Source organism: Fibrisoma limi BUZ 3 (assembly GCF_000296815.2).
Taxonomy (GTDB): domain Bacteria; phylum Bacteroidota; class Bacteroidia; order Cytophagales; family Spirosomataceae; genus Fibrisoma; species Fibrisoma limi.
This window is the reverse complement of sequence record NZ_CAIT01000004.1, coordinates 907,118-925,572: the sequence shown is the minus strand read 5'-3', so window position 1 is coordinate 925,572 and position 18,455 is coordinate 907,118. Positions and strand designations below refer to the sequence as shown.

Here is an 18,455-nt window from a genome sequence, read left to right as displayed (position 1 = left end):
CGAACTATCGATAAGGCAAAGTTAAATTTTCTTTACGATTCCAACCGATTAGAATATAGTTGAATCTATGTTGCAAATTGTCCGCAACCTCCTGCGCCTATGCCATACCATTACCCTGTCCGACGATACGTAACCGCCCTCCTGCTCACGTGCCTGCTGAGTCTGGATGGCTGCTACATCTCTCCCGCTACCGAGCCAGGCGCCGACCGGCGGGAAACGTACCGGCCCATCTACAGCACCTACGACCGGGTTCGAACGGTCGAAACGCTGGACCCGCAACCCATTCGTACGGCGGGTAAGATTTACATCAAAGACCAGTTCCTGTTCATCAACGACGTTGGTCGGGGCATTCACATTGTGGACAACAGCGATCCGGCCAGCCCAACAAAGGTGTCATTCGTTGCTATTCCCGGCGCCCGCGAACTGGCCATCAAGGACAGTATTCTGTACGTCGATAACATCATCGATCTGGTGGCGCTGAACATCACCAACCCCCGCAACGTCCGGCTGGCGAAGCGGGTCGAGAATGCCTTCACCTACGCGGCTTACCCACCCATGCACAACGTGCGGTTCGAGTGCCCTGATCCGGAGAAAGGTCTCGTTATCGGCTGGGAAAGGGCTGAAGTGACCGATCCGCAGTGCTTCCGATAGTCTCCATACCTACCCTTCAGTTTTTTATGAAACCTATTCTTTTTGTGCTGCTTTGCGCCGTTGTGCTGAACGCCTGCTCGGAAGGCAGCAGTGACTCTGTTTCGCCGGGCGCGGGCACCGGTGGCTCAACGGCTCGCTTCACCGTGGCCGGCAACAACCTGTACATTGTGACCAACACGAGCTTACAGGCCTACGACATTACCCAGAACACAAACCCGAAGCTCGGCCAGAAAACCAAGCTGGGCTTTGGCGTGGAGACCATATTTCCGTATGGCAATCACCTGTTCATCGGCACCCAGACGGGTATGTTCATCTACGCGATCGGTCCGAACGGTCAGCCGAGTTTCGTATCCCAATACAACCACGTCCTGAGCTGCGATCCGGTGGTGGTGCAGGGGAACTACGCCTATGTCACGCTGCGCAGTGGTACGGCCTGCCGAAATCCAGTCGCGGCCAATGTACTGGACGTACTGGATATCACCGACCTGCGAACGCCAAAGCTGATGCGCAGCTACCCCATGCGAAGTCCGCACGGGCTGGGCGTCGACGGGAATCTGCTGTTCGTGACGGAGGGAGACTATGGCCTGCGGGTGCTGGACGCTACGAATCCGCTGGATATCAGAGAGGTTCAGTTCCTGACCGACGTTAAAGCGTACGACGTTATTCCGAAGCAGCAGCGGCTCATCGTAACGGGCAAGGACGGCATTTATCAGTACAGTTATGCCGACGCAAAGCAATTGAAACTCATCAGCAAACTTCCCGTCGAGACAACGCTATGATCCGGTTTCATCTGCTGTTGGTGGCTGGTCTGCTGACCGGTTTTGTTACGTCGGCTCTGGCGCAGGTACCCTACGTCGCCAGTGCAGATACCCTACGCATCCGGTCGCTGGAACGCGGTCCGCACTGGGTAGTCAGTGTAGCTCCTCTGGCCTTTTTCGACCTGGAAAATACGCTTACGGTCGGGGTGGAACGGTTGCTGGCCGGCCGACACTCCTTGTTAGCTGAGGTAGGCTACGGGCCCCGCGCCCTGAACATGTGGCGGTCCAGCCGCTTCAACGAATCGGGTGGCTGGGAAACCTGGCGCGGCCGCGCCGAATGGCGCATTTATCTGGGCAGCGGACGGCACATGCGCCGACCGCCTTTCAACCGGGTAGTAGCTGTTAAACCGATGGGCCGCTACGTCGCGTTCGACTTGTTTTATAAACAGGTCAACAGCTTTGAAACCGGTACGATGGGCCGGGCCTGTGAAGACGGCACCTGCCAGTATTACCAGCGATTCCGGTCGCCGGTGCAGAAGTCGGTATGGGCCGGTCATGTGAAGCTTGGGCACCAGCGATTTCTGGACCTATCGGCGGATAGTCGCCTGCTGATTGATGTGTACATTGGCCTGGGTTTTCGGCAACGTACCATCAGCCACGACGAGGAATCGATCCCGGACGATGCCGGCCAGCGCTGGGTTTCGTCGGGTGGTTTCACCAACGGCCTTAACCTGGATTACCTCGTTACGCCCAACATATCAACCGGCTTCCGGATTGGCTATGCTTTCTGATGTTAACTATTGTAAGGTATTGCCAGCTTACTTCTTAACCTGTACCTTTTCATGATAAAATCACGCTACATATTGTTAGCCGCGCTGCTGATCACGCTGGCAACGATAGGCACCGCAACGGCTCAGGACTCAACCGTTTCGCTTCGGCGACCGGTTCGGGCCGTTATCAAGCTGGCCCCGCTGGCCCTGGTGGATCAGGACGCCACCCTTCAGGCTGGCCTGGAATATCGTACCGGCCAACGAACGTCGGTACAGGCGGAATTCGGGTACGGCTGGAAAGGACTTTCCCTGCTGGAAGCCGATCTGGAAGATTTTGAGAAAGCCGAAGTCTGGCGGGCGCGTAGTGAGGTTCGTTTTTACACCAATCGTTACCGCACCAACCGACGCAAAGAAATTGCCGTAAAAAGCAGCTTTCCGCTGGGCAACTACTGGGCCATCGAAGGATTTGCGAAGCAGATCAACGTGACAAAAAATGAATACAGCTACCAACCCATTGAGGCCAGTTCGGCGCCCAGGTACCTCGGCCAGATGTCGATTAGCCGCTACGTAGCAGGCACACACGTCAAGATCGGCCGTCAGTTTGCGTTTTATGATCCATACCGGCGCACCTTCTCCCGTACCTTGTTCGATATCTACCTGGGAGCCGGTGTCCGCTGGGCCATCAATGACGTTCGCCGGAACAGCCCAACGTCGATGGGTATGGACTGCGGCTGCGGCCCCGGTCGGTCGTTCGAAACCGAGGGAAGTCAGTGGACACCCAGCCTCACGGCCGGACTAAAAGTAGGTTTTGGGCTTTAGTCCGGTTTTCGGACCTTTGCCGGAAACGTTGCTTCCGTAAAACCTTGCGTTGGCTTTATCTGACTTTACTGCTACTGGTCGTCGGCCATGAGTTGGCTCTGGCCCAGCCCCTCGGCGGGCAGCGGGTGTTTCCGTTTCTGGACTTACCGACTCACGCCCGTGTCGCGGCCCTTGGCGGGCAGGTCGCTTCGGCTACGAATCCTGATGGCGTATACTTTCTCAACAACCCGGCGCTGGCCGACTCCGCCAAACGTAACGATCTGGCCATTAGCCTAATGCCCTACCTGGCTGCTGCTAAATACTACACCCTGCATTACGCTATTCCGGTAAAGACAAAAAACTCCGGCTGGGCGCTTGGTCTCCAGTACCTGACCTACGGGCAGTTTACGCTCACCGACCCGGTCGGCAACTCGCTCGGTACGTTTACGGCCAACGACTACGCCCTCAGCCTGACCCACGCCCGCACCGAAGGCAATTTTACGCTGGGCGCTACGGTCAAAGCCGTTGGATCGGCCATTGAGACGTATTCGGCCTTTGGTGTGCTGGCTGATCTGGGTGGTATCTGGCGACACCCGAACGGAAACCTTACCGTAGGGCTGGTGGCTAAAAATGCGGGTTACCTGCTCAAAAATTACGGTCCGGCGGACGCTGACCTTCCCTTTGACCTCCAGGCAGGCGTAACGCTCAAACCTCGTTACGCGCCCATCCGCCTGACCCTGACCGCCCACCAACTGCATCGCTTCGATATGGCCTACAACGATCCGAACCTGAACGTTCAGTACGATCTGAACGGCAACCCTATCCCTCAAACCATCGGTACGGTCGAGAAAGTGGCCCGACACCTGAGCGTTGGAGCCGAGTTGCTGATCAGTCGCTACGTGCATCTGCTGCTGGGCTACAATCACCAGCGTCGGCAGGAAGGCAAGCTGACAACGGGTGGCGGAGGAGCCGGTATTTCGTTCGGGGCGTCGGTGCAGGCACGTGGTTTTCAGCTTACGTATGGCCGGTTCAGCTACGCGCCCGCAGCCGGAGGAACGAGCCAGTTATCGTTGCGGGTCGATCTGGATCGTTTTGTGAAATAAACGGCAACATAATCAGAGGGGTAGTATGTTCCGGTCAGACGTACCGTCAGACCTATGGGATCGCGAGATCTGACGGTACGTCTGACCGAGATCCAGCAGACAACAGACCTGGCCGAATGCCCTGGATCAGTACGTCGGTTCAATGCCACGTCGGATCAGGCTTACAGGCAGGGGATTACACCTGTCCGGCATTCACGTTGAACCTTTTGTACAATAATCTTGTCGGGATTAGTCAACCAGGTTTACTTTAGCGCATACGTAGCCAAATTACCTGGCTGACAGGAGCCGTATCGCGCTGGCGTATCGGCCACACACTACCACCATTCGATCGTTACGTAATGAATAAGACTGCTACGGGTCTTTCGGTTGCCTTTGCTTTATGCCCATTCAGCAAAGGAACTCGCGTTGTCTGTTATCTATTTTTTCTGCTCTTTTCCGGCTTTCAGTTCGCACTGGCCCAGACCGTTATTATTCGGGGTAAAATCCTTGACGCCCGCCGGAATAAGCCCGTTGAATTTGCGAACGTACTGCTGACCGGCACAACCACCGGCACTCAATCCGATCTGAACGGCGCTTACGCCATCACCCTCGACTCAGCCACGGTGGCTAAAGGCAGCGTTACCCTGAAAGCGTCGTACGTTGGCTACTCGCCCGACACCAGAACCGTAGCGGTAAGCAGTCAGCAGAAAGTGATAACGCTCACGTTTCGGTTGCAGCCTCAGCAAACCAACCTTTCGGAAGTGACGGTGAAGGGGAAGAAAGACCGCTACCGCAACAAAGACAATCCAGCCGTCGCGCTCATCCAGAAAGTGATCGACCACAAGAGCCGGAACCGGCGGGAGTCGTTCAGCTACTACCAGTACAACAAGTACGAGAAGGTTGAATTTGACCTCAGCAATGTGTCGGAGAAGTTCCGCAACCGGCGCTCCCTCCGCAAATTTGACTTTGTGTTCAATTACCTCGACACCTCGGCAGTAACCGGTAAAGTCAACCTCCCGATCTACCTGCGCGAGTCGATCGCCAACGTTTTTTACAGCCGCAATCCCGAGCGTAAACGCGAAGCGCTGGAAGCTGAAAAATCGTCGGGCATCGGCAGCTACGTCGACAACAACGGCATCAAGGTGTACCTGGAAACGCTGTATCAGGACATCAACGTCTACGACAATAACATCATGTTACTGGCGCAGCAGTTCATGGGTCCTACGTCTCCCCTATCCCCACAGTTCTACAAATTTGTCATCGTCGACACGACGACCATCGGGCCAACCCGCTGCGTCAACCTCGGGTTTTCGCCCCGCAATCCCACCGACCTGCTGTTTCAGGGAACGATGGCCGTGGCGCTCGACTCCAGCTACGCCATCCGGAAGGTGATCATGGGCTTTCCGCGCGACATCAACATCAATTTTGTGACCGACCTCCGCATCGCTCAGGAGTTCGACCAGGTAGGCAATGATGGCTTGATGCTGACGAAAGATGAACTGGCTATCGAGTTCAACCTCCTGAAGCGGGAAAACGGCATGGGATTGTTTGGCCAACGGACCGTCTCGTACCGCAATTACGTCCTGAACCATCCCATTCGGCCGGAGTTGCTGGCCGGGTTATCGAAGGAGGGCAAAGAGCTCAATCTTGACCGCGACGATACCTACTGGACCACCGCCCGACACCAGGAGCTGACGAACAAGGAGAAAGGCATTTACGCCATGACCGACAGCGTACGAAAAGTGCCGCTTTTTCAGAAATTTATGAACACGGCGCTGTTTCTGCTGGAAGGTTACAAACCCATCGGACCGTTTGAGATCGGCCCCGTCAATACGTTCTATAGTTTTAACCCCATCGAAGGATTCCGCGCCCGGGTTGGTGGCCGGACAACGGTCGGTTTCAGCGACCGGATGGCGTTTGAAACCTACGGTGCCTACGGTTTCCGCGATAAGCGGTTTAAGTATTTCGCATCCGCTACGTTCTCGCTGACGAACCACAACACCTATACCTACCCCATCAAACACATTCAGGTAAGCTACCAGAACGAGATCAAGATACCGGGGCAGGAGCTACAGTTTGTCCAGGAAGATAATTTCCTGCTGTCGTTCAAGCGGGGGCCGAACAACCGGATGACGTATAATAAGGTTGTCAACCTCGACTACCTGAACGAATCCAAAAGAGGGCTTGCCTTCAACGTAAATCTCAAGCGCATTGATCAGGCTCCGGCCGGGGTGCTGCGGTTCGATCAATACGTTGCCGATATGGGCGACCAGACGGTACCCCTCGCCCACCTGACCACCACCGAAGTGACGCTCGGCCTCCGGTACGCGCCCCACGAGCAGTTTTATCAGGGCAAAAATTACCGGGTTCCGATCGTCAACAAGTACCCGATTTTTCAGGTACGTTTCACGGCTGGCGTCAAAGACCTGCTGGGGGGGCAGTACGCGTTTCAGCGGCTGATGGCCTATGCCAACAAGCGATTCTACCTCGCACCCATCGGCTATACCGACGTTACGCTCGAAGGCGGAGAAACGTTCGGGCGCGTACCGTACCCGTTGCTCACGATCCACCGGGCCAACCAGACCTATGCGTATCAACTGGAATCGTACAACATGATGAATTTCATGGAGTTCATCAGCGACCACTACGCAACGGCGTTCGTTGACCACTATTTCAATGGGTTCATTTTTAATAAGATTCCCTTGCTGAAGAAGCTGAAACTCCGTGAAGTTGTTACCTTCAAGGGCCTTTGGGGCGGCATTCGGGAGCAGAATCGGCCAGAGTCGTCGAATCCTGACCAATCAGGGCTACTGCGGTTCCCCACCGACGAACAGGGGGCGCCCCTGTCGTTTGCGCTGGGGGCACGACCGTACATAGAAGCCAGCTTCGGTATCGCCAATATCTTTAAGATTCTGCGGGTTGATCTGGTGAAGCGGCTGTCGTATCTAGATAACCCCAATGTGCCCAAAGGATTTGGCGTTCGTTTTCGAATGAAGTTTGATTTTTGATTCGGCCGGGAGTTGGTGGGTTAGGCAGGGCTGTCGGCTAATTCGATAATTTCGGACCATAAATTACAACATTCGATCAAGGCATCGCATATGCGCAAACGAATACTGCTCACTGTCGGCTCATTCAATCAAACGTCGCAAATGGTCCAGATTGCGAAGGCCCTGGGCGACCAATACGACTGCTGGTTCAGCCAGTATTATGCCGATTCGCCGATCATCAACTGGGCCATTCGCCAGGGGTGGCTGGATCACACCATCATGGGTGGCCGGTTTCGGACCGCTTCGGAAGCCTACCTGCTCGACAATGGTAAGCAGCTCGACTATCAGGGTCGGAAACATCCATACGATCTTGTCATTCACTGCTCGGATCTGATCGTCCCCGCCAACGTGCGCGCCACCCGGAGCGTCTGGGTGCAGGAGGGTATGGTCGACCCCGTAACGCCCCTTACCCACATCATCAAATCGCTGAAACTGCCCCGCTATCTCAGCGTCGGTACGTCGCTGAACGGCTCCTCGAACCTCTGCGATGTGTATTGCGCTGCATCGGAGGGATACAAGGCGTTTTTTACTAAAATGGGCACCGATCCCGGCAAAATCTTCGTGACGGGTATGCCCAATTTCGATGACCTCGACAAGTTTCGCCGGAATGATTTTCCCCACCGCGACTACGTGATGGTGGCTACGTCGGACATTCGCGAAACGTTCCGGACGGAAGATCGCCCGGCCTTTATCCGTAAAGCCGTGGAAATGGCCGCCGGTCGGCCGTTGCTTTTCAAACTACACCCCAACGAAGACCGGGAACGGGCCGAGGCCGAAATCCGCGAGAACGCCCCCGAAGGGACGCTGGTCTTTCAGGAAGGCAACACCAACGAAATGATTGCCAACTGCCAGGAACTGATTACGCAGTATTCGACCGTCGTGTACGTCGGCATGGCGCTGGGCAAGACTGTATCATCGTATTTTGATCTGGACGAACTTCGTCGGCTGACCCCGATTCAGAACGGTGGCACATCGGCGACCAACATTGCGACCATTTGCCGGGACTTTCTTGAGTTTACCGGTCCACGTAAAGAATTTGTTAAATCGTATCGATTCGAGCCGGTGCTAAGTCAGGCAACAAATCTTTCGTAGTAATTAGCACGATTATTTGCCATCATTGGCGTAAAGCCGACTGGTTGTTTTATGCGTACCCTCACTATCGTCGTCATTGTCCAGGCCCGGATGTTGTCGAGCCGTTTGCCGGGCAAGGTAATGCTGCCCCTGCTGGGTAAGCCGCTCCTGTACCGGATGATCGAACGTATACAGCAGGCTGAGCAACCGTTCACGACCGTTGTGGCTACGTCGACTGACCCGGCCGACGATGTCATTGAGCAGTTCTGCGAACAGGAGGGCATAGCGTACTACCGGGGTAGCCTGACTAATCTGCTCGACCGGCACTACCAGATTGCCGAACGCTGGAACGCCGATGTGGCCGTTAAAATCCCGTCGGACTGCCCGCTGATCGACCCGCGGGCCATTGATCAGGTGCTGCGTTTTTTTCTGGAACATCCGAACGAGTACGACTTTGTCAGCAACCTTCACCCGGCTACCTGGCCCGATGGCAACGATGTGGAAGTGATGAGCCGCGCCTGCCTGCAGACCGCCTGGGAGAAAGCGACCAGACCGCTGGAACTGGAACACACAACCCCGTATATTTGGGATACCGCCCCCGAACAGTTTCGCCGGGCGAACGTGACCTGGCCAACGGGCCTTGATTATTCCATGTCGCATCGGTTTACGATCGACTACCGCGAGGACTACGAGTTTATCCGGGCTGTTTACGAAGCTCTTTATCCAACGAATCCGCGATTTTCCTGCGATGACATTCTGGCGCTGCTGGCCAACCGGCCGGAACTCTACGACATCAATGCGCGCTACGCCGGTGTGAACTGGTACCGCCATCACCTGGATGAACTAAATACGGTTACTGTCAATCAAACGCGACACGAATCTGACAACCCAACCCATGCAGCACAAAACCATTGAGCGCCTGCAGCAAACGGCTTTCCGGGTCCGGGAACACATCATCCGCATGTCGACCGACGGCGGGTGTTTCACTGGGGCCTCGCTTTCGGCCACCGACGTTATTGTTTACCTGTATTCAGAATTTCTGAACGTAACGCAGGATACCCTGAAAGATCCCAACCGCGACTATCTGTTTTTGTCGAAAGGGCACGACGTACCCGCGCTGTACGGTACGTTCGTTGAACTGGGCTGGCTGTCGGCCGACCGGTTACAGAACCACCTCTCAACCAGCGATCACCTCTACTGGCACCCCAACGTCAACATACCCGGCATTGAGTTTCATTCGGGTTCGCTGGGGCATCTGCCGTCGGTAGCGCTGGGCGTCGCTCTGGACTGTAAGCTGCGGGGTACCAACAACAAAGTGGTTTGCGTGCTGGGCGATGGCGAACTGAATGAAGGCTCGGTCTGGGAAGCGGTTTTGGTAGCCAACGCCTACCAGCTCGACAACCTGCTGTTCTTAGTCGATCGCAATTTCTTCCAGGCCAACATGCCGACTGAAGAACTGATCCCGCTTGAACCGCTGACCGATAAGTTTGCCGCCTTCGGCGCGGCCGTCAGGCGCGTGGATGGCCACGACTTCACCGCCCTGGACGAGGCCCTGTCGACGTTCCCGTTCGAGGTCGGTAAGCTGAACGTCCTGATCGCCGACACGCGCCGGGGCAAAGGACTGCCGAGCATCGAGGCCCGCGCCGACCGCTGGTTCTGCAACTTTACGCACGACGAAGTAGAGGAACTACTCCGCGAACTCCACGGTGAAGCCAACGCAACACTCGAATCCGAAACGCTGGTTGTTAGATGATTAATTCACCGCAAAGACGCTAAGGAATCGCAAAGTTCGCTAATGTATACTTTGCGTTCTTAGCGTTATCCTTAGCGTCTTTGCGGTGAAACCTTCCTGACAAATGAATTACGAGCAACTACTTACCCAAACCGCCTTAGCCGACGAGCGATACATTGTCATGACGGCCGAGAATCGGGCCTTGGTTCGCAATATGCCGACTACCCTGGGCCGTCGCTTTATCGATACCGGTATCACGGAGCAGTGCATGATCGGGGCGGCTGCGGGTCTGGCGCTACGGGGCCGGACGCCGGTCGTTCACGCGTTGGCTGCGTTCCTGTCGATGCGGGCCTATGAGTTCATCCGGACCGATGTCGGCATTGGCAACCTGCCGGTCAAGCTGAGCAGTTTCATTCCGGGCTTCCTGTCCGATGGCAACGGCCCGACGCACCAGGCCATCGAGGACGTAGCGTTGATGCGCGGTATTCCGAACATGCAGGTGTTCTGTCCGGCCGATGAGCAGGACCTGCTGGCCATGCTGCCGACCATCTGGGCATCGTCGGCGCCCTCGTACGTCCGGATCAACACGCGCCCGGCTACGTATCAGCACGAGCAGCCGTTCGAAATCGGGAAAGCGGAGGTGATCAGTAAAGGCACCGACGTAACGATACTGGTCTATGGTATGCTGTTCGAACAGGCGCTGGTGGCGGCTCAGCAACTCAAGGATGCTGGTCAGTCAGTTGGTCTGATCAACATGCGCAGCCTGAAGCCGGTCGATGAGCAGGCCATTCTAGAAGCGGCCGTAACCTCACAAGTACTGGTCACGATCGAGGATCATTTCCAGACGGGCGGTTTATATAGTATCGTGGCCGAAACCCTGTTGAAACACCGGACCACCGCCCACGTTGTGCCCTTCGCCCTGAAAGAAAAATGGTATAAACCCGCCCGACTGAACGAAGTACTTCAACACGAAGGCTTCACCGGTCAGCAATTGGCGGCCAGTATCACCGAGCAATTAGAATTTTCTCTAAACGCAGAGAGACCGAGATAGCGCAGAGGACGCAGAAATAACTCTGCGAACTCTTTTTAACCTCTGCTTCTCTGCGTTTAAAAATGTATTCAAACCTATGCCGAACACCATCCGCTTTAACGAAAACTACCCCGACATAACCATCTCGGATCAATACTACGAACGCGGGCTGGCGGTCCAGAAACCCATCACCCAGACGCTGGCTAAGGGGCCGGGCCAGTTCACCAAAGGCGTTGCTCCCAAGTACCTCGACCACGGCCTGGGTTCGCACGTCTGGGATGTGGACGGAAACGAGTACATCGACTTCAATGGAGCCATCGGCCCCATTTCCCTGGGTTATTGCTACCCGGTTGTCGACGAGGCCATTCGCCAACAGTTGACCAAAGGCATTACGTTCTCCCTGACATCGCCCCTGGAGGTCGAACTGGCCGAGCTGATACACGAGATTATTCCTAATGCCGACGCCGTCAAGATCAGCAAGACCGGGGCCGATGTCTGTTCGGCGGCTATCCGGGTGGCACGGGCATTTACAGGTCGCGAAAAGGTGTTTTGCTGTGGTTATCACGGCTGGCACGACTGGTACATTGCCGTAACGAGTCGCAACGCCGGTATTCCGGGAGCGATTCAGGACATGACCTATACGTTCGAGTACAACGATATTGAGTCGATCAAAGCTGCTCTGGACGACACCGTAGCGGCCCTGATTCTGGAACCGTTCATTTTCGAAGCGCCGAAAGATGGCTTTTTGCAGGAACTCGCCGAGGTCTGTCGGCAGAACGGTACGCTGCTCATTTTCGACGAAATGTGGACGGGCTTCCGGATTGCGCTCGGTGGCGCTCAGGAGTACTTCGGCGTAACGCCCGATCTGGCAGTGTACTCCAAAGCCTGCGCGAACGGCATGCCGATCGCCCTGCTGACCGGCCGCGCCGACGTAATGGAACTCTTCAACGGCGAGGTGTTCAGCTACACGACGTTTGGTGGTGAAGCTCTCTCGCTGGCGGCCTGCATCGCTACGATTCACGAACTGCGCGACAAGAACGTACCGACCTATCTGAATGAAAAAGGGGGCTTGCTGAAAGACGGCTACAACCAGATTGCTCAGGAATTCGGCATGGCTCACCTGACCAGGTGCATCGGCTATAACTGCCGCACCATGGTAACCTTCGCAATCGAGGCTGGCAATGGGCTGGAGGTCAAAACACTGATGCAGCAGGAGATGATCAAGCGGGGCATCCTGTGGGCCGGGTTTCATAACATGTGCTTCAGCCACAGCGACGAGGATATACAATACACGCTATCGGCCTACCGCGACGTCATGCCGATCATGAAGGAAGCCATCGAAAGCGGTAACGTGAAAAGCTACCTGAAAGGCGAGGTACTGGAGGCCGTGTTCCGCAAAACGAGCAATTACAACATAAAGCCGAAAGCAACGGCCGGTCAGACATAGCGACCGACTCAGAGGTTTAGCCGGTCAGACGTACCGTCAGACCTATAGGTTTGCAAGATCTGATGGTACGTCTGTCTGACCGTAGTGTGAAGCCGAAAGCGACGGTAGTTTGAGTGCACATAGGTCAGACGGTACGTCTGACCGTGGTAACCTCAGGCCAGGATAAGAAGATAAGCAAGTGGGTGTATTTCGGTCAGACGTACCGTCAGATCTTGAGATCCGCCAGTCTGACGGTGCGTCTGACCGGCAGATGCCCGAACCAGCGTTTAACAAACAGATGCTCAACCAATTTTCGTTAACCGGCCGGGTAGCCATTGTTACGGGCGCAACCGGTCTATTAGGTAAAAAACATGGCGAAGCCCTGGCCGAAGCCGGTGCCAGCGTCGTGGTCGCTGACCTGAATGAAGCAACGGCGCAGGCGTTTGCGGCTCAACTGGGTGATCAGCACCTGGGCGTAGCCCTCGACGTAACGAATGAAGCCAGTGTACAGGCCGTTCGCGACCAGGTTCTGGCCCGATACGGCCGCATTGATATTCTGGTCAACAACGCAGCCATGAACGAAGCCGTTGAAAATCCCGGTATGGCGCTGGACCTGACGGCTTTTGAAAATTTTCCGGTGGCGCAGTTCCGGGCGTCACTGGACGTAAACGTAACGGGCGTGTTTTTGTGCTCGCAGGTGTTCGGCAGCGTGATGGCGCAGCGGGGCAAAGGCAGCATCATCAACATTGCCTCGACCTACGGGCTGGTCGGGCCGGACCAGAGTATTTACCGTAACGACGCTGGCGAACAGACGTTTTACAAAACAGCCGCTTACCCGGCCACGAAGGGCGCGGTGGTCAACTTCACGCGCTTTCTGGCGTCGTACTGGGGCCACAAAGGCGTTCGGGTCAATACGTTAACGCCGGGCGGGGTTGAGAACAACCAGAACGAAACGTTTGTGCGGAATTACTCGGCGCGAACCGTACTGGGGCGCATGGCTCAGCCCGACGAATACCAGGGCGCCATTGTGTATTTAGCCAGCGACGCGTCGTCGTACATGACCGGCAGCAACCTCGTTGTCGATGGAGGCTGGACGGCGATTTGAACGGTTTGTGGTTGAAGGCAGTCTTGCAGAGCAACAACAAACCACGAACTACAAACTACGAACCTATAAACCCCAGACTACCTTGACACAGGAACTACTCGAACGCGCGGCCCGAATCAAACTCCTGCTGACCGACTGCGACGGCGTACTGACTGACGGCGGGGTCTACTACGGAGAATCCGGCGAGGTGCTGAAGAAATTTAATATCCGCGACGGCATGGGCGTCGAGCGGCTCCGCGTACTGGTCGATGTTGAGACCGGCATCGTCACCGGCGAAACCTCGCCATCGGTGGTCATGCGGGCGCAGAAACTGCGGATCATAGAGTTACATTTAGGTATCAAAAATAAACTGGCCCTGCTGTCCGACATCCTGGAACGCAAGGGCCTGACGGCATCGGAAGTGGCGTTCATCGGCGACGATGTTAACGACCTGGCCGTGATGAAGGCCGTTGGTCTGGCAGCCTGCCCGGCCGACGCCACCCGGTTCAACAAGGAGATTGCTCATTATTGCTGCGACACCAAAGGAGGAGAAGGCTGCTTCCGTGAAGTAGCCGAATTCATTATTCATGCAAAACAAGGTATAAGCGTTCAACCAACACAAATTCTCTCAGTGCATGAGAACAGTCCAGCTTAGCTCCGGTCGACTCATTGGTGCCGGTCAATCCACGTACATAATCGCCGAAATCGGCATTAATCACAACGGTTCGCTCGAACTGGCCAAACAACTCATCGACGAGGCCGTTGCGGCCAAAGCCGATGCCGTGAAGTTTCAGAAACGAACACCCGAAATCTGCGTCCCCCGCGACCAATGGGACGTCATGCGTGATACGCCCTGGGGTCGAATGTCGTACATCGATTACAAGCGTAAGACTGAATTTGGGGTATTGGACTACACAGCCATCGATCAGTACTGCCACGAAAAAGGGATTGACTGGTTTGCCTCGGCCTGGGACACCGAGTCGGTTGATTTTCTGGAGCAGTTTGATCCGTGCCTGTATAAACTGGCATCGGCCTCGCTGACCGACTACCCGCTGATCGAACGGATACTGGAAACGGGTCGCCCACTGATTCTGTCGACCGGTATGTCGACCATGCACGAGATTGAAGAGGCTATCGAGCTTGTTCAGCAATTTGATGCCGACTATCCGCTGCTGGTCGCCCACTCGACCTCAGCCTATCCCTGCAAGCCCGAAGAGCTGAACCTGCGCATGATTCCGACGCTGCAAAGCCGCTACCCGAACCTGCCCATCGGTTACTCAGGTCACGAAACGGGCCTGGCCACTACGGTAGCCGCCGTAACGCTGGGCGCTACGTTCATTGAACGTCACTTCACCCTCGACCGCGCCATGTGGGGTTCGGACCATGCCGCTTCCGTTGAGCCGCAGGGCCTGCAACGACTGGTACGCGACATTCGCGACGTCGAAACAGCGCTCGGCGACGGCGTAAAGCGCGTGTACGACTCAGAACTCGGCCCCATGAAGCGCCTGCGGGTCAATATCAGCCCGGAGTATTCGAAATAGGGAGTAGTTTGTGGTTTGTAGTTTGTAGTTACTGACGCACAAAACCACGAACTACAAACCACAAACCAAGAACCCTGTTCACCATGCCACAGGAAGACGTACTTCGCATCACCACCGCCATTCTGATCGTCTGGATCGGGATCATTTTGATCTGGGAGCGGGTTGCGCCGTATCGTAAGGGCTTGTCCCTGTTTCGGGAAGGGTTCTGGGTGGATCTGGTGTGGTACACCATTATCCAAAGCTACGTTCTGAAAATCCTGATCTTCGATTACATCATTGCCCCGCTGCAAACCCACTTCAACTGGTCGGACTGGCAGTTTGTCCGCGACTGGCCCATCTGGGTGCAGGTGCTGTTCTTTCTGTTTACCCACGACCTGTACATCTACCTGTTTCATCGCTGGCAGCACGCCAACAAGTGGCTCTGGCGCACGCACGAAGCGCATCACTCCAACAAGCAGGTTGATTTTCTGGCCGGCTCGCGGTCACACGCACTCGAAATCATCATCAACCAGACTATCGAGTTTGCGCCCATTCTGCTGTTGGGTGCCGACCCGGCGGTGATCCCCATTAAAGCCCTGCTGGATGCCATGTTCGGCATGTTCATTCACGCCAACGTCCGGGTCAATCTCGGTCCGCTGAAGTACATTATCAACACGCCGAACCTGCATTTGTGGCATCACGCTAATTACCGAGAGGTGTTTCATGCTAATTTCAGCACCAAGTTTTCGTTTTTTGACTACCTCTTCGGGACGGTCTACGACCCTGGTCATGCCCCCGGCGACAAGCCCGAAAACTGGGGTCTATACTACGATTTTCCGAAGGATTATTTCATGCAACACGCCTTCTCGTTCAGGCGCTTCGACGAACGGGCGCTCTTACGGTACAAATGGTTCTCACGGTATTACTATCTTCGCCCCAATTTGCTGCGATGGCTGAGTCGGCGCAAACCAAACCCTCAGCCCAGTCAGGAGCGGATCGATACGTATCCGGCCGATTAAGCAGCGAGCAGCAGCCGGTTATTAACGAATGGGCGCGGCATACCCGAAGCGCAGCACAACCATGGACCAGTCAGCCATTATTGCCTTTATTGAGGAGCAGGACCTACAAAAAATACGCTACGCCTTCGCCGATATTGACGGGGTGCTACGCGGCAAAATCATCCACCGCAACAAGTTTCTGGACGGCCTGACCGATGGCTACGGTTTTTGCGACGTTGTGTTCGGCTGGGACTGCACCGATACGCCATACGATAACGGCGTTGTTACGGGCTGGCATTCGGGCTATCCCGACGCCCCCGTCCGGATCGACGTATCGACTTTTCGGCAACTCCCCTGGGAGGATCAGATGCCGTTCTTTCTGGCCGACTTCAGCCGCCCCGACGGCAACGATCTGGTGGCCTGCCCGCGCAGTCTGCTCAAACGCATCGCCCGCCAGAGCGAGGAGATGGGCTATCGGGCCGAGTTTGCGCAGGAATTTGAGTGGTTCAACTTTCGGGAGACACCCCATACGTTACAGCAGAAAGGCTTTCGTCAACTGGAACCGCTGACGCCCGGCATGTTTGGCTATTCGATTCTGCGGCCGTCGCTGGAAAGCGATTTCAACCACGACCTGTTTGACCTGCTGGCTCAGTTTGACATTCCGCTCGAAGGCCTGCACACCGAAACCGGCCCCGGTGTCTACGAAGCTGCCATCATGCACGATGAGGTCGTTCGGGCGGCCGACAAAGCCATTCTGTTTAAAACAGCAGTGAAGGAGATCGCCTACCGGCATGGCCTCGTCGCGACGTTTATGGCGAAATGGAACGCCGATCTGCCCGGTTGCAGCGGCCACATTCACCAGAGTCTCTGGACGCCGGATGGTTCTAAAAACCTGTTCTTCGATCCGGCAAAACCCGACCGCATGAGCGACCTGATGCGGCAGTTCATGGCCGGTCAGTTGCACTGCCTGCCCCACATTTTACCGATGTTTGCTCCGACGATCAACAGCTACAAACGGCTCGTTGAAGGTGCCTGGGCACCCACAACCGTAACATGGTCCGTCGATAACCGAACAACGGCGCTGCGTGTACTGAATCACAAGGAGGCCTATGCCCGGGTCGAACACCGCGTTGCCGGGGCCGACTCCAACCCCTACCTGGCCATTGCGGCCTCGCTGGCGTCGGGCCTGTATGGCATCCGGCACGGGCTGGAGCTGGACATTCCAGCCACGGTCGGCAACGGCTATCAGAATAAAGAGTACGGTACGTTGCCGGCAAACCTCTGGGAAGCAACCCAGGCCATGAAAACTTCTTCCATTGCTACCGAGTTATTCGGCGAAGGCTTTGTCGATCATTTCACCCGCACCCGCGAGTGGGAATGGCGACAATACGCCCGCCAGGTGAGTGACTGGGAGTTGAAACGTTATTTTGAGATTATCTAATCAATGCGCATAGTCGATTACCCTTCTATAATTCGGGAAGCGTGGAAAGGATTTGATGCCTCCCAAACCATACAAACCATCGAAGACATCAGCGCCCGCGTCTCGACCAACCACGTATTTCGGGTTCGGTTCGACAACGGCGATATTGTCATCGCCAAGCTGTCATATTTCGGCAAGTACGAACACTTCAAGGAAGACCACCGCATCATTCAGGCGCTGGCCAACAACCTCTTGTATCCATTTGAGAACGTACTGGCCAAGTCGCTGCTGAAAAACAATCAGGTGTACACGTACCGGTACAAAGAAGGGCTGGTTGATGCCTGGGTGGTGTTTTACAACCCGATCCGGACGATGAACAAAATGCCCCGTCGGCTGGAGGAGCACCACATCCGGACGCTGGGCACGCAGATCGCTAAATTCCACAAAGCCTGCGCCCGGGTCAGCAGCGTACTGCCGAAGTCGTCGAAGACACTGCGTTCTGATATTCAGGGGTTGCTCGATATTCTGGACACCGAATCCGGGCAGTTTGAACACCGCAACCATGTGAATATGCTCCGCGAGCAGTGCGACATTTTCCTGAAAAACCGGCAAAAGCTCGTGGCCGGCACCGTTGAAACCATGCCCGTGTTTGTGGACTGGAACATCGGCAACTTCTCGGTTACGGATAATCTGGAGTTGTTTTCGCGCTGGGACTACGACTGGTTTCGCATCAGTTACCGCGTCATGGACTTCTACTTCTTCAGCCGCGTTACGTCCGACGTCGGCGACCGGACGGTGTTCAGCTACTTCATCGGCCCGCTGATGGAAGACCGGTTTATTCTGTTCCTGCAGGAATACCACAAGGTTTATCCGCTAACAGAGAATGAGGTTCGGTTTATGAAAGAAGCGTATCGTTTCTTTATTTTAAACTACGTGATCAAGTACGGTCGGTATTTTTTCCACCGGACCTATGCCACCAAACTCCAGCGCGAAGCCTACGAGATTTATTTCCCGTCGATTGACCAGCAGTTTGATGCGGATAAAATCCTCCGGGCACTGAACATTTAA

18 protein-coding genes are annotated in these 18,455 nt (G+C 55.5%); all 18 read left to right on the top strand.

From position 1 onward, the window contains the following. Positions 1–99 precede the first annotated feature (99 nt). The 18 genes from BN8_RS04225 to BN8_RS04145 all read left to right on the top strand — a co-directional run bounded on the left by BN8_RS04225 (position 100) and on the right by BN8_RS04145 (position 18,455). Positions 100–651 (top strand): LVIVD repeat-containing protein, encoded by a 552-nt coding sequence (locus BN8_RS04225; RefSeq protein ID WP_009280560.1) that lies wholly within the window; start codon positions 100–102, stop codon positions 649–651. A 26-nt stretch (positions 652–677) separates the two neighbouring features. Continuing rightward, entirely contained in the window at positions 678–1,430 is a 753-nt protein-coding gene (locus BN8_RS04220; protein ID WP_009280559.1) for an LVIVD repeat-containing protein, read from the top strand. Next, complete coding sequence (locus BN8_RS04215; protein WP_009280558.1) at positions 1,427–2,200, top strand: hypothetical protein; 774 nt, start codon at positions 1,427–1,429, stop codon at positions 2,198–2,200. The genes BN8_RS04220 and BN8_RS04215 overlap by 4 nt, the downstream gene beginning before the upstream one ends. A gap of 51 nt (positions 2,201–2,251) precedes the next feature. Then, the gene (locus tag BN8_RS04210) at positions 2,252–2,998 is read left to right on the top strand and encodes a hypothetical protein (protein ID WP_009280557.1); all 747 of its coding nucleotides are present in this window, start codon (positions 2,252–2,254) and stop codon (positions 2,996–2,998) included. A gap of 44 nt (positions 2,999–3,042) precedes the next feature. Beyond that, positions 3,043–4,080 carry a type IX secretion system protein PorQ gene (gene porQ / locus BN8_RS04205; RefSeq protein ID WP_144051562.1) on the top strand — a complete coding sequence of 346 codons (1,038 nt, stop codon included), beginning with the start codon at positions 3,043–3,045 and terminating at the stop codon, positions 4,078–4,080. Between the two features lie 54 nt (positions 4,081–4,134). Beyond that, a complete protein-coding gene (locus BN8_RS33140; RefSeq protein WP_009280555.1) occupies positions 4,135–4,281 on the top strand; it encodes a hypothetical protein in 147 nt (48 codons plus the stop codon). Positions 4,282–4,418: 137 nt separating this feature from the next. Continuing rightward, complete coding sequence (locus tag BN8_RS04200; RefSeq protein WP_009280554.1) at positions 4,419–7,067, top strand: DUF5686 and carboxypeptidase-like regulatory domain-containing protein; 2,649 nt, start codon at positions 4,419–4,421, stop codon at positions 7,065–7,067. 90 nt (positions 7,068–7,157) lie between these two features. Then, a complete protein-coding gene (locus BN8_RS04195; RefSeq protein ID WP_009280553.1) occupies positions 7,158–8,198 on the top strand; it encodes a UDP-N-acetyl glucosamine 2-epimerase in 1,041 nt (346 codons plus the stop codon). A 51-nt stretch (positions 8,199–8,249) separates the two neighbouring features. Continuing rightward, the gene (locus BN8_RS04190; protein WP_009280552.1) at positions 8,250–9,092 is read left to right on the top strand and encodes a cytidylyltransferase domain-containing protein; all 843 of its coding nucleotides are present in this window, start codon (positions 8,250–8,252) and stop codon (positions 9,090–9,092) included. Further along, positions 9,073–9,930 (top strand): transketolase, encoded by an 858-nt coding sequence (locus BN8_RS04185; RefSeq protein WP_009280551.1) that lies wholly within the window; start codon positions 9,073–9,075, stop codon positions 9,928–9,930. Before BN8_RS04190 ends, BN8_RS04185 begins: the two co-directional genes overlap by 20 nt. A 103-nt stretch (positions 9,931–10,033) precedes the next feature. Further along, positions 10,034–10,960 carry a transketolase family protein gene (locus BN8_RS04180; RefSeq protein WP_009280550.1) on the top strand — a complete coding sequence of 309 codons (927 nt, stop codon included), beginning with the start codon at positions 10,034–10,036 and terminating at the stop codon, positions 10,958–10,960. A gap of 76 nt (positions 10,961–11,036) precedes the next feature. Next, entirely contained in the window at positions 11,037–12,386 is a 1,350-nt protein-coding gene (locus tag BN8_RS04175; protein ID WP_009280549.1) for an aminotransferase class III-fold pyridoxal phosphate-dependent enzyme, read from the top strand. Positions 12,387–12,663: 277 nt separating this feature from the next. After that, positions 12,664–13,470, top strand: coding sequence for an SDR family oxidoreductase (locus tag BN8_RS04170; RefSeq protein ID WP_040005431.1), 807 nt, complete (start codon positions 12,664–12,666; stop codon positions 13,468–13,470). Beyond that, the gene (locus BN8_RS04165; RefSeq protein WP_009280547.1) at positions 13,448–14,104 is read left to right on the top strand and encodes a KdsC family phosphatase; all 657 of its coding nucleotides are present in this window, start codon (positions 13,448–13,450) and stop codon (positions 14,102–14,104) included. The genes BN8_RS04170 and BN8_RS04165 overlap by 23 nt, the downstream gene beginning before the upstream one ends. After that, complete coding sequence (locus tag BN8_RS04160; RefSeq protein WP_009280546.1) at positions 14,085–14,990, top strand: N-acetylneuraminate synthase family protein; 906 nt, start codon at positions 14,085–14,087, stop codon at positions 14,988–14,990. The genes BN8_RS04165 and BN8_RS04160 overlap by 20 nt, the downstream gene beginning before the upstream one ends. Before the next feature lie 83 nt (positions 14,991–15,073). Next, positions 15,074–15,988, top strand: a complete 915-nt coding sequence (locus tag BN8_RS04155) for a sterol desaturase family protein (protein ID WP_009280545.1) — start codon at positions 15,074–15,076, stop codon at positions 15,986–15,988. Between the two features lie 61 nt (positions 15,989–16,049). Beyond that, positions 16,050–17,408 (top strand): glutamine synthetase family protein, encoded by a 1,359-nt coding sequence (locus tag BN8_RS04150; protein WP_040005315.1) that lies wholly within the window; start codon positions 16,050–16,052, stop codon positions 17,406–17,408. 3 nt (positions 17,409–17,411) lie between these two features. Next, positions 17,412–18,455: a hypothetical protein gene (locus BN8_RS04145; RefSeq protein ID WP_009280543.1), complete on the top strand. Its 1,044-nt coding sequence runs from the start codon at positions 17,412–17,414 to the stop codon at positions 18,453–18,455.

What these genes read in the sequence shown, in the direction of transcription:
- BN8_RS04225 (WP_009280560.1), top strand. Translation starts at nt 100, where the DNA reads ATGCCATACCATTACCCTGTCCGACGATACGTAACCGCCCTCCTGCTC.
- BN8_RS04220 (WP_009280559.1), top strand. Translation starts at nt 678, where the DNA reads ATGAAACCTATTCTTTTTGTGCTGCTTTGCGCCGTTGTGCTGAACGCC.
- BN8_RS04215 (WP_009280558.1), top strand. Translation starts at nt 1,427, where the DNA reads ATGATCCGGTTTCATCTGCTGTTGGTGGCTGGTCTGCTGACCGGTTTT.
- BN8_RS04210 (WP_009280557.1), top strand. Translation starts at nt 2,252, where the DNA reads ATGATAAAATCACGCTACATATTGTTAGCCGCGCTGCTGATCACGCTG.
- BN8_RS33140 (WP_009280555.1), top strand. Translation starts at nt 4,135, where the DNA reads ATGGGATCGCGAGATCTGACGGTACGTCTGACCGAGATCCAGCAGACA.
- BN8_RS04200 (WP_009280554.1), top strand. Translation starts at nt 4,419, where the DNA reads ATGAATAAGACTGCTACGGGTCTTTCGGTTGCCTTTGCTTTATGCCCA.
- BN8_RS04195 (WP_009280553.1), top strand. Translation starts at nt 7,158, where the DNA reads ATGCGCAAACGAATACTGCTCACTGTCGGCTCATTCAATCAAACGTCG.
- BN8_RS04190 (WP_009280552.1), top strand. Translation starts at nt 8,250, where the DNA reads ATGCGTACCCTCACTATCGTCGTCATTGTCCAGGCCCGGATGTTGTCG.
- BN8_RS04185 (WP_009280551.1), top strand. Translation starts at nt 9,073, where the DNA reads ATGCAGCACAAAACCATTGAGCGCCTGCAGCAAACGGCTTTCCGGGTC.
- BN8_RS04180 (WP_009280550.1), top strand. Translation starts at nt 10,034, where the DNA reads ATGAATTACGAGCAACTACTTACCCAAACCGCCTTAGCCGACGAGCGA.
- BN8_RS04175 (WP_009280549.1), top strand. Translation starts at nt 11,037, where the DNA reads ATGCCGAACACCATCCGCTTTAACGAAAACTACCCCGACATAACCATC.
- BN8_RS04170 (WP_040005431.1), top strand. Translation starts at nt 12,664, where the DNA reads ATGCTCAACCAATTTTCGTTAACCGGCCGGGTAGCCATTGTTACGGGC.
- BN8_RS04165 (WP_009280547.1), top strand. Translation starts at nt 13,448, where the DNA reads ATGGAGGCTGGACGGCGATTTGAACGGTTTGTGGTTGAAGGCAGTCTT.
- BN8_RS04160 (WP_009280546.1), top strand. Translation starts at nt 14,085, where the DNA reads ATGAGAACAGTCCAGCTTAGCTCCGGTCGACTCATTGGTGCCGGTCAA.
- BN8_RS04155 (WP_009280545.1), top strand. Translation starts at nt 15,074, where the DNA reads ATGCCACAGGAAGACGTACTTCGCATCACCACCGCCATTCTGATCGTC.
- BN8_RS04150 (WP_040005315.1), top strand. Translation starts at nt 16,050, where the DNA reads ATGGACCAGTCAGCCATTATTGCCTTTATTGAGGAGCAGGACCTACAA.
- BN8_RS04145 (WP_009280543.1), top strand. Translation starts at nt 17,412, where the DNA reads ATGCGCATAGTCGATTACCCTTCTATAATTCGGGAAGCGTGGAAAGGA.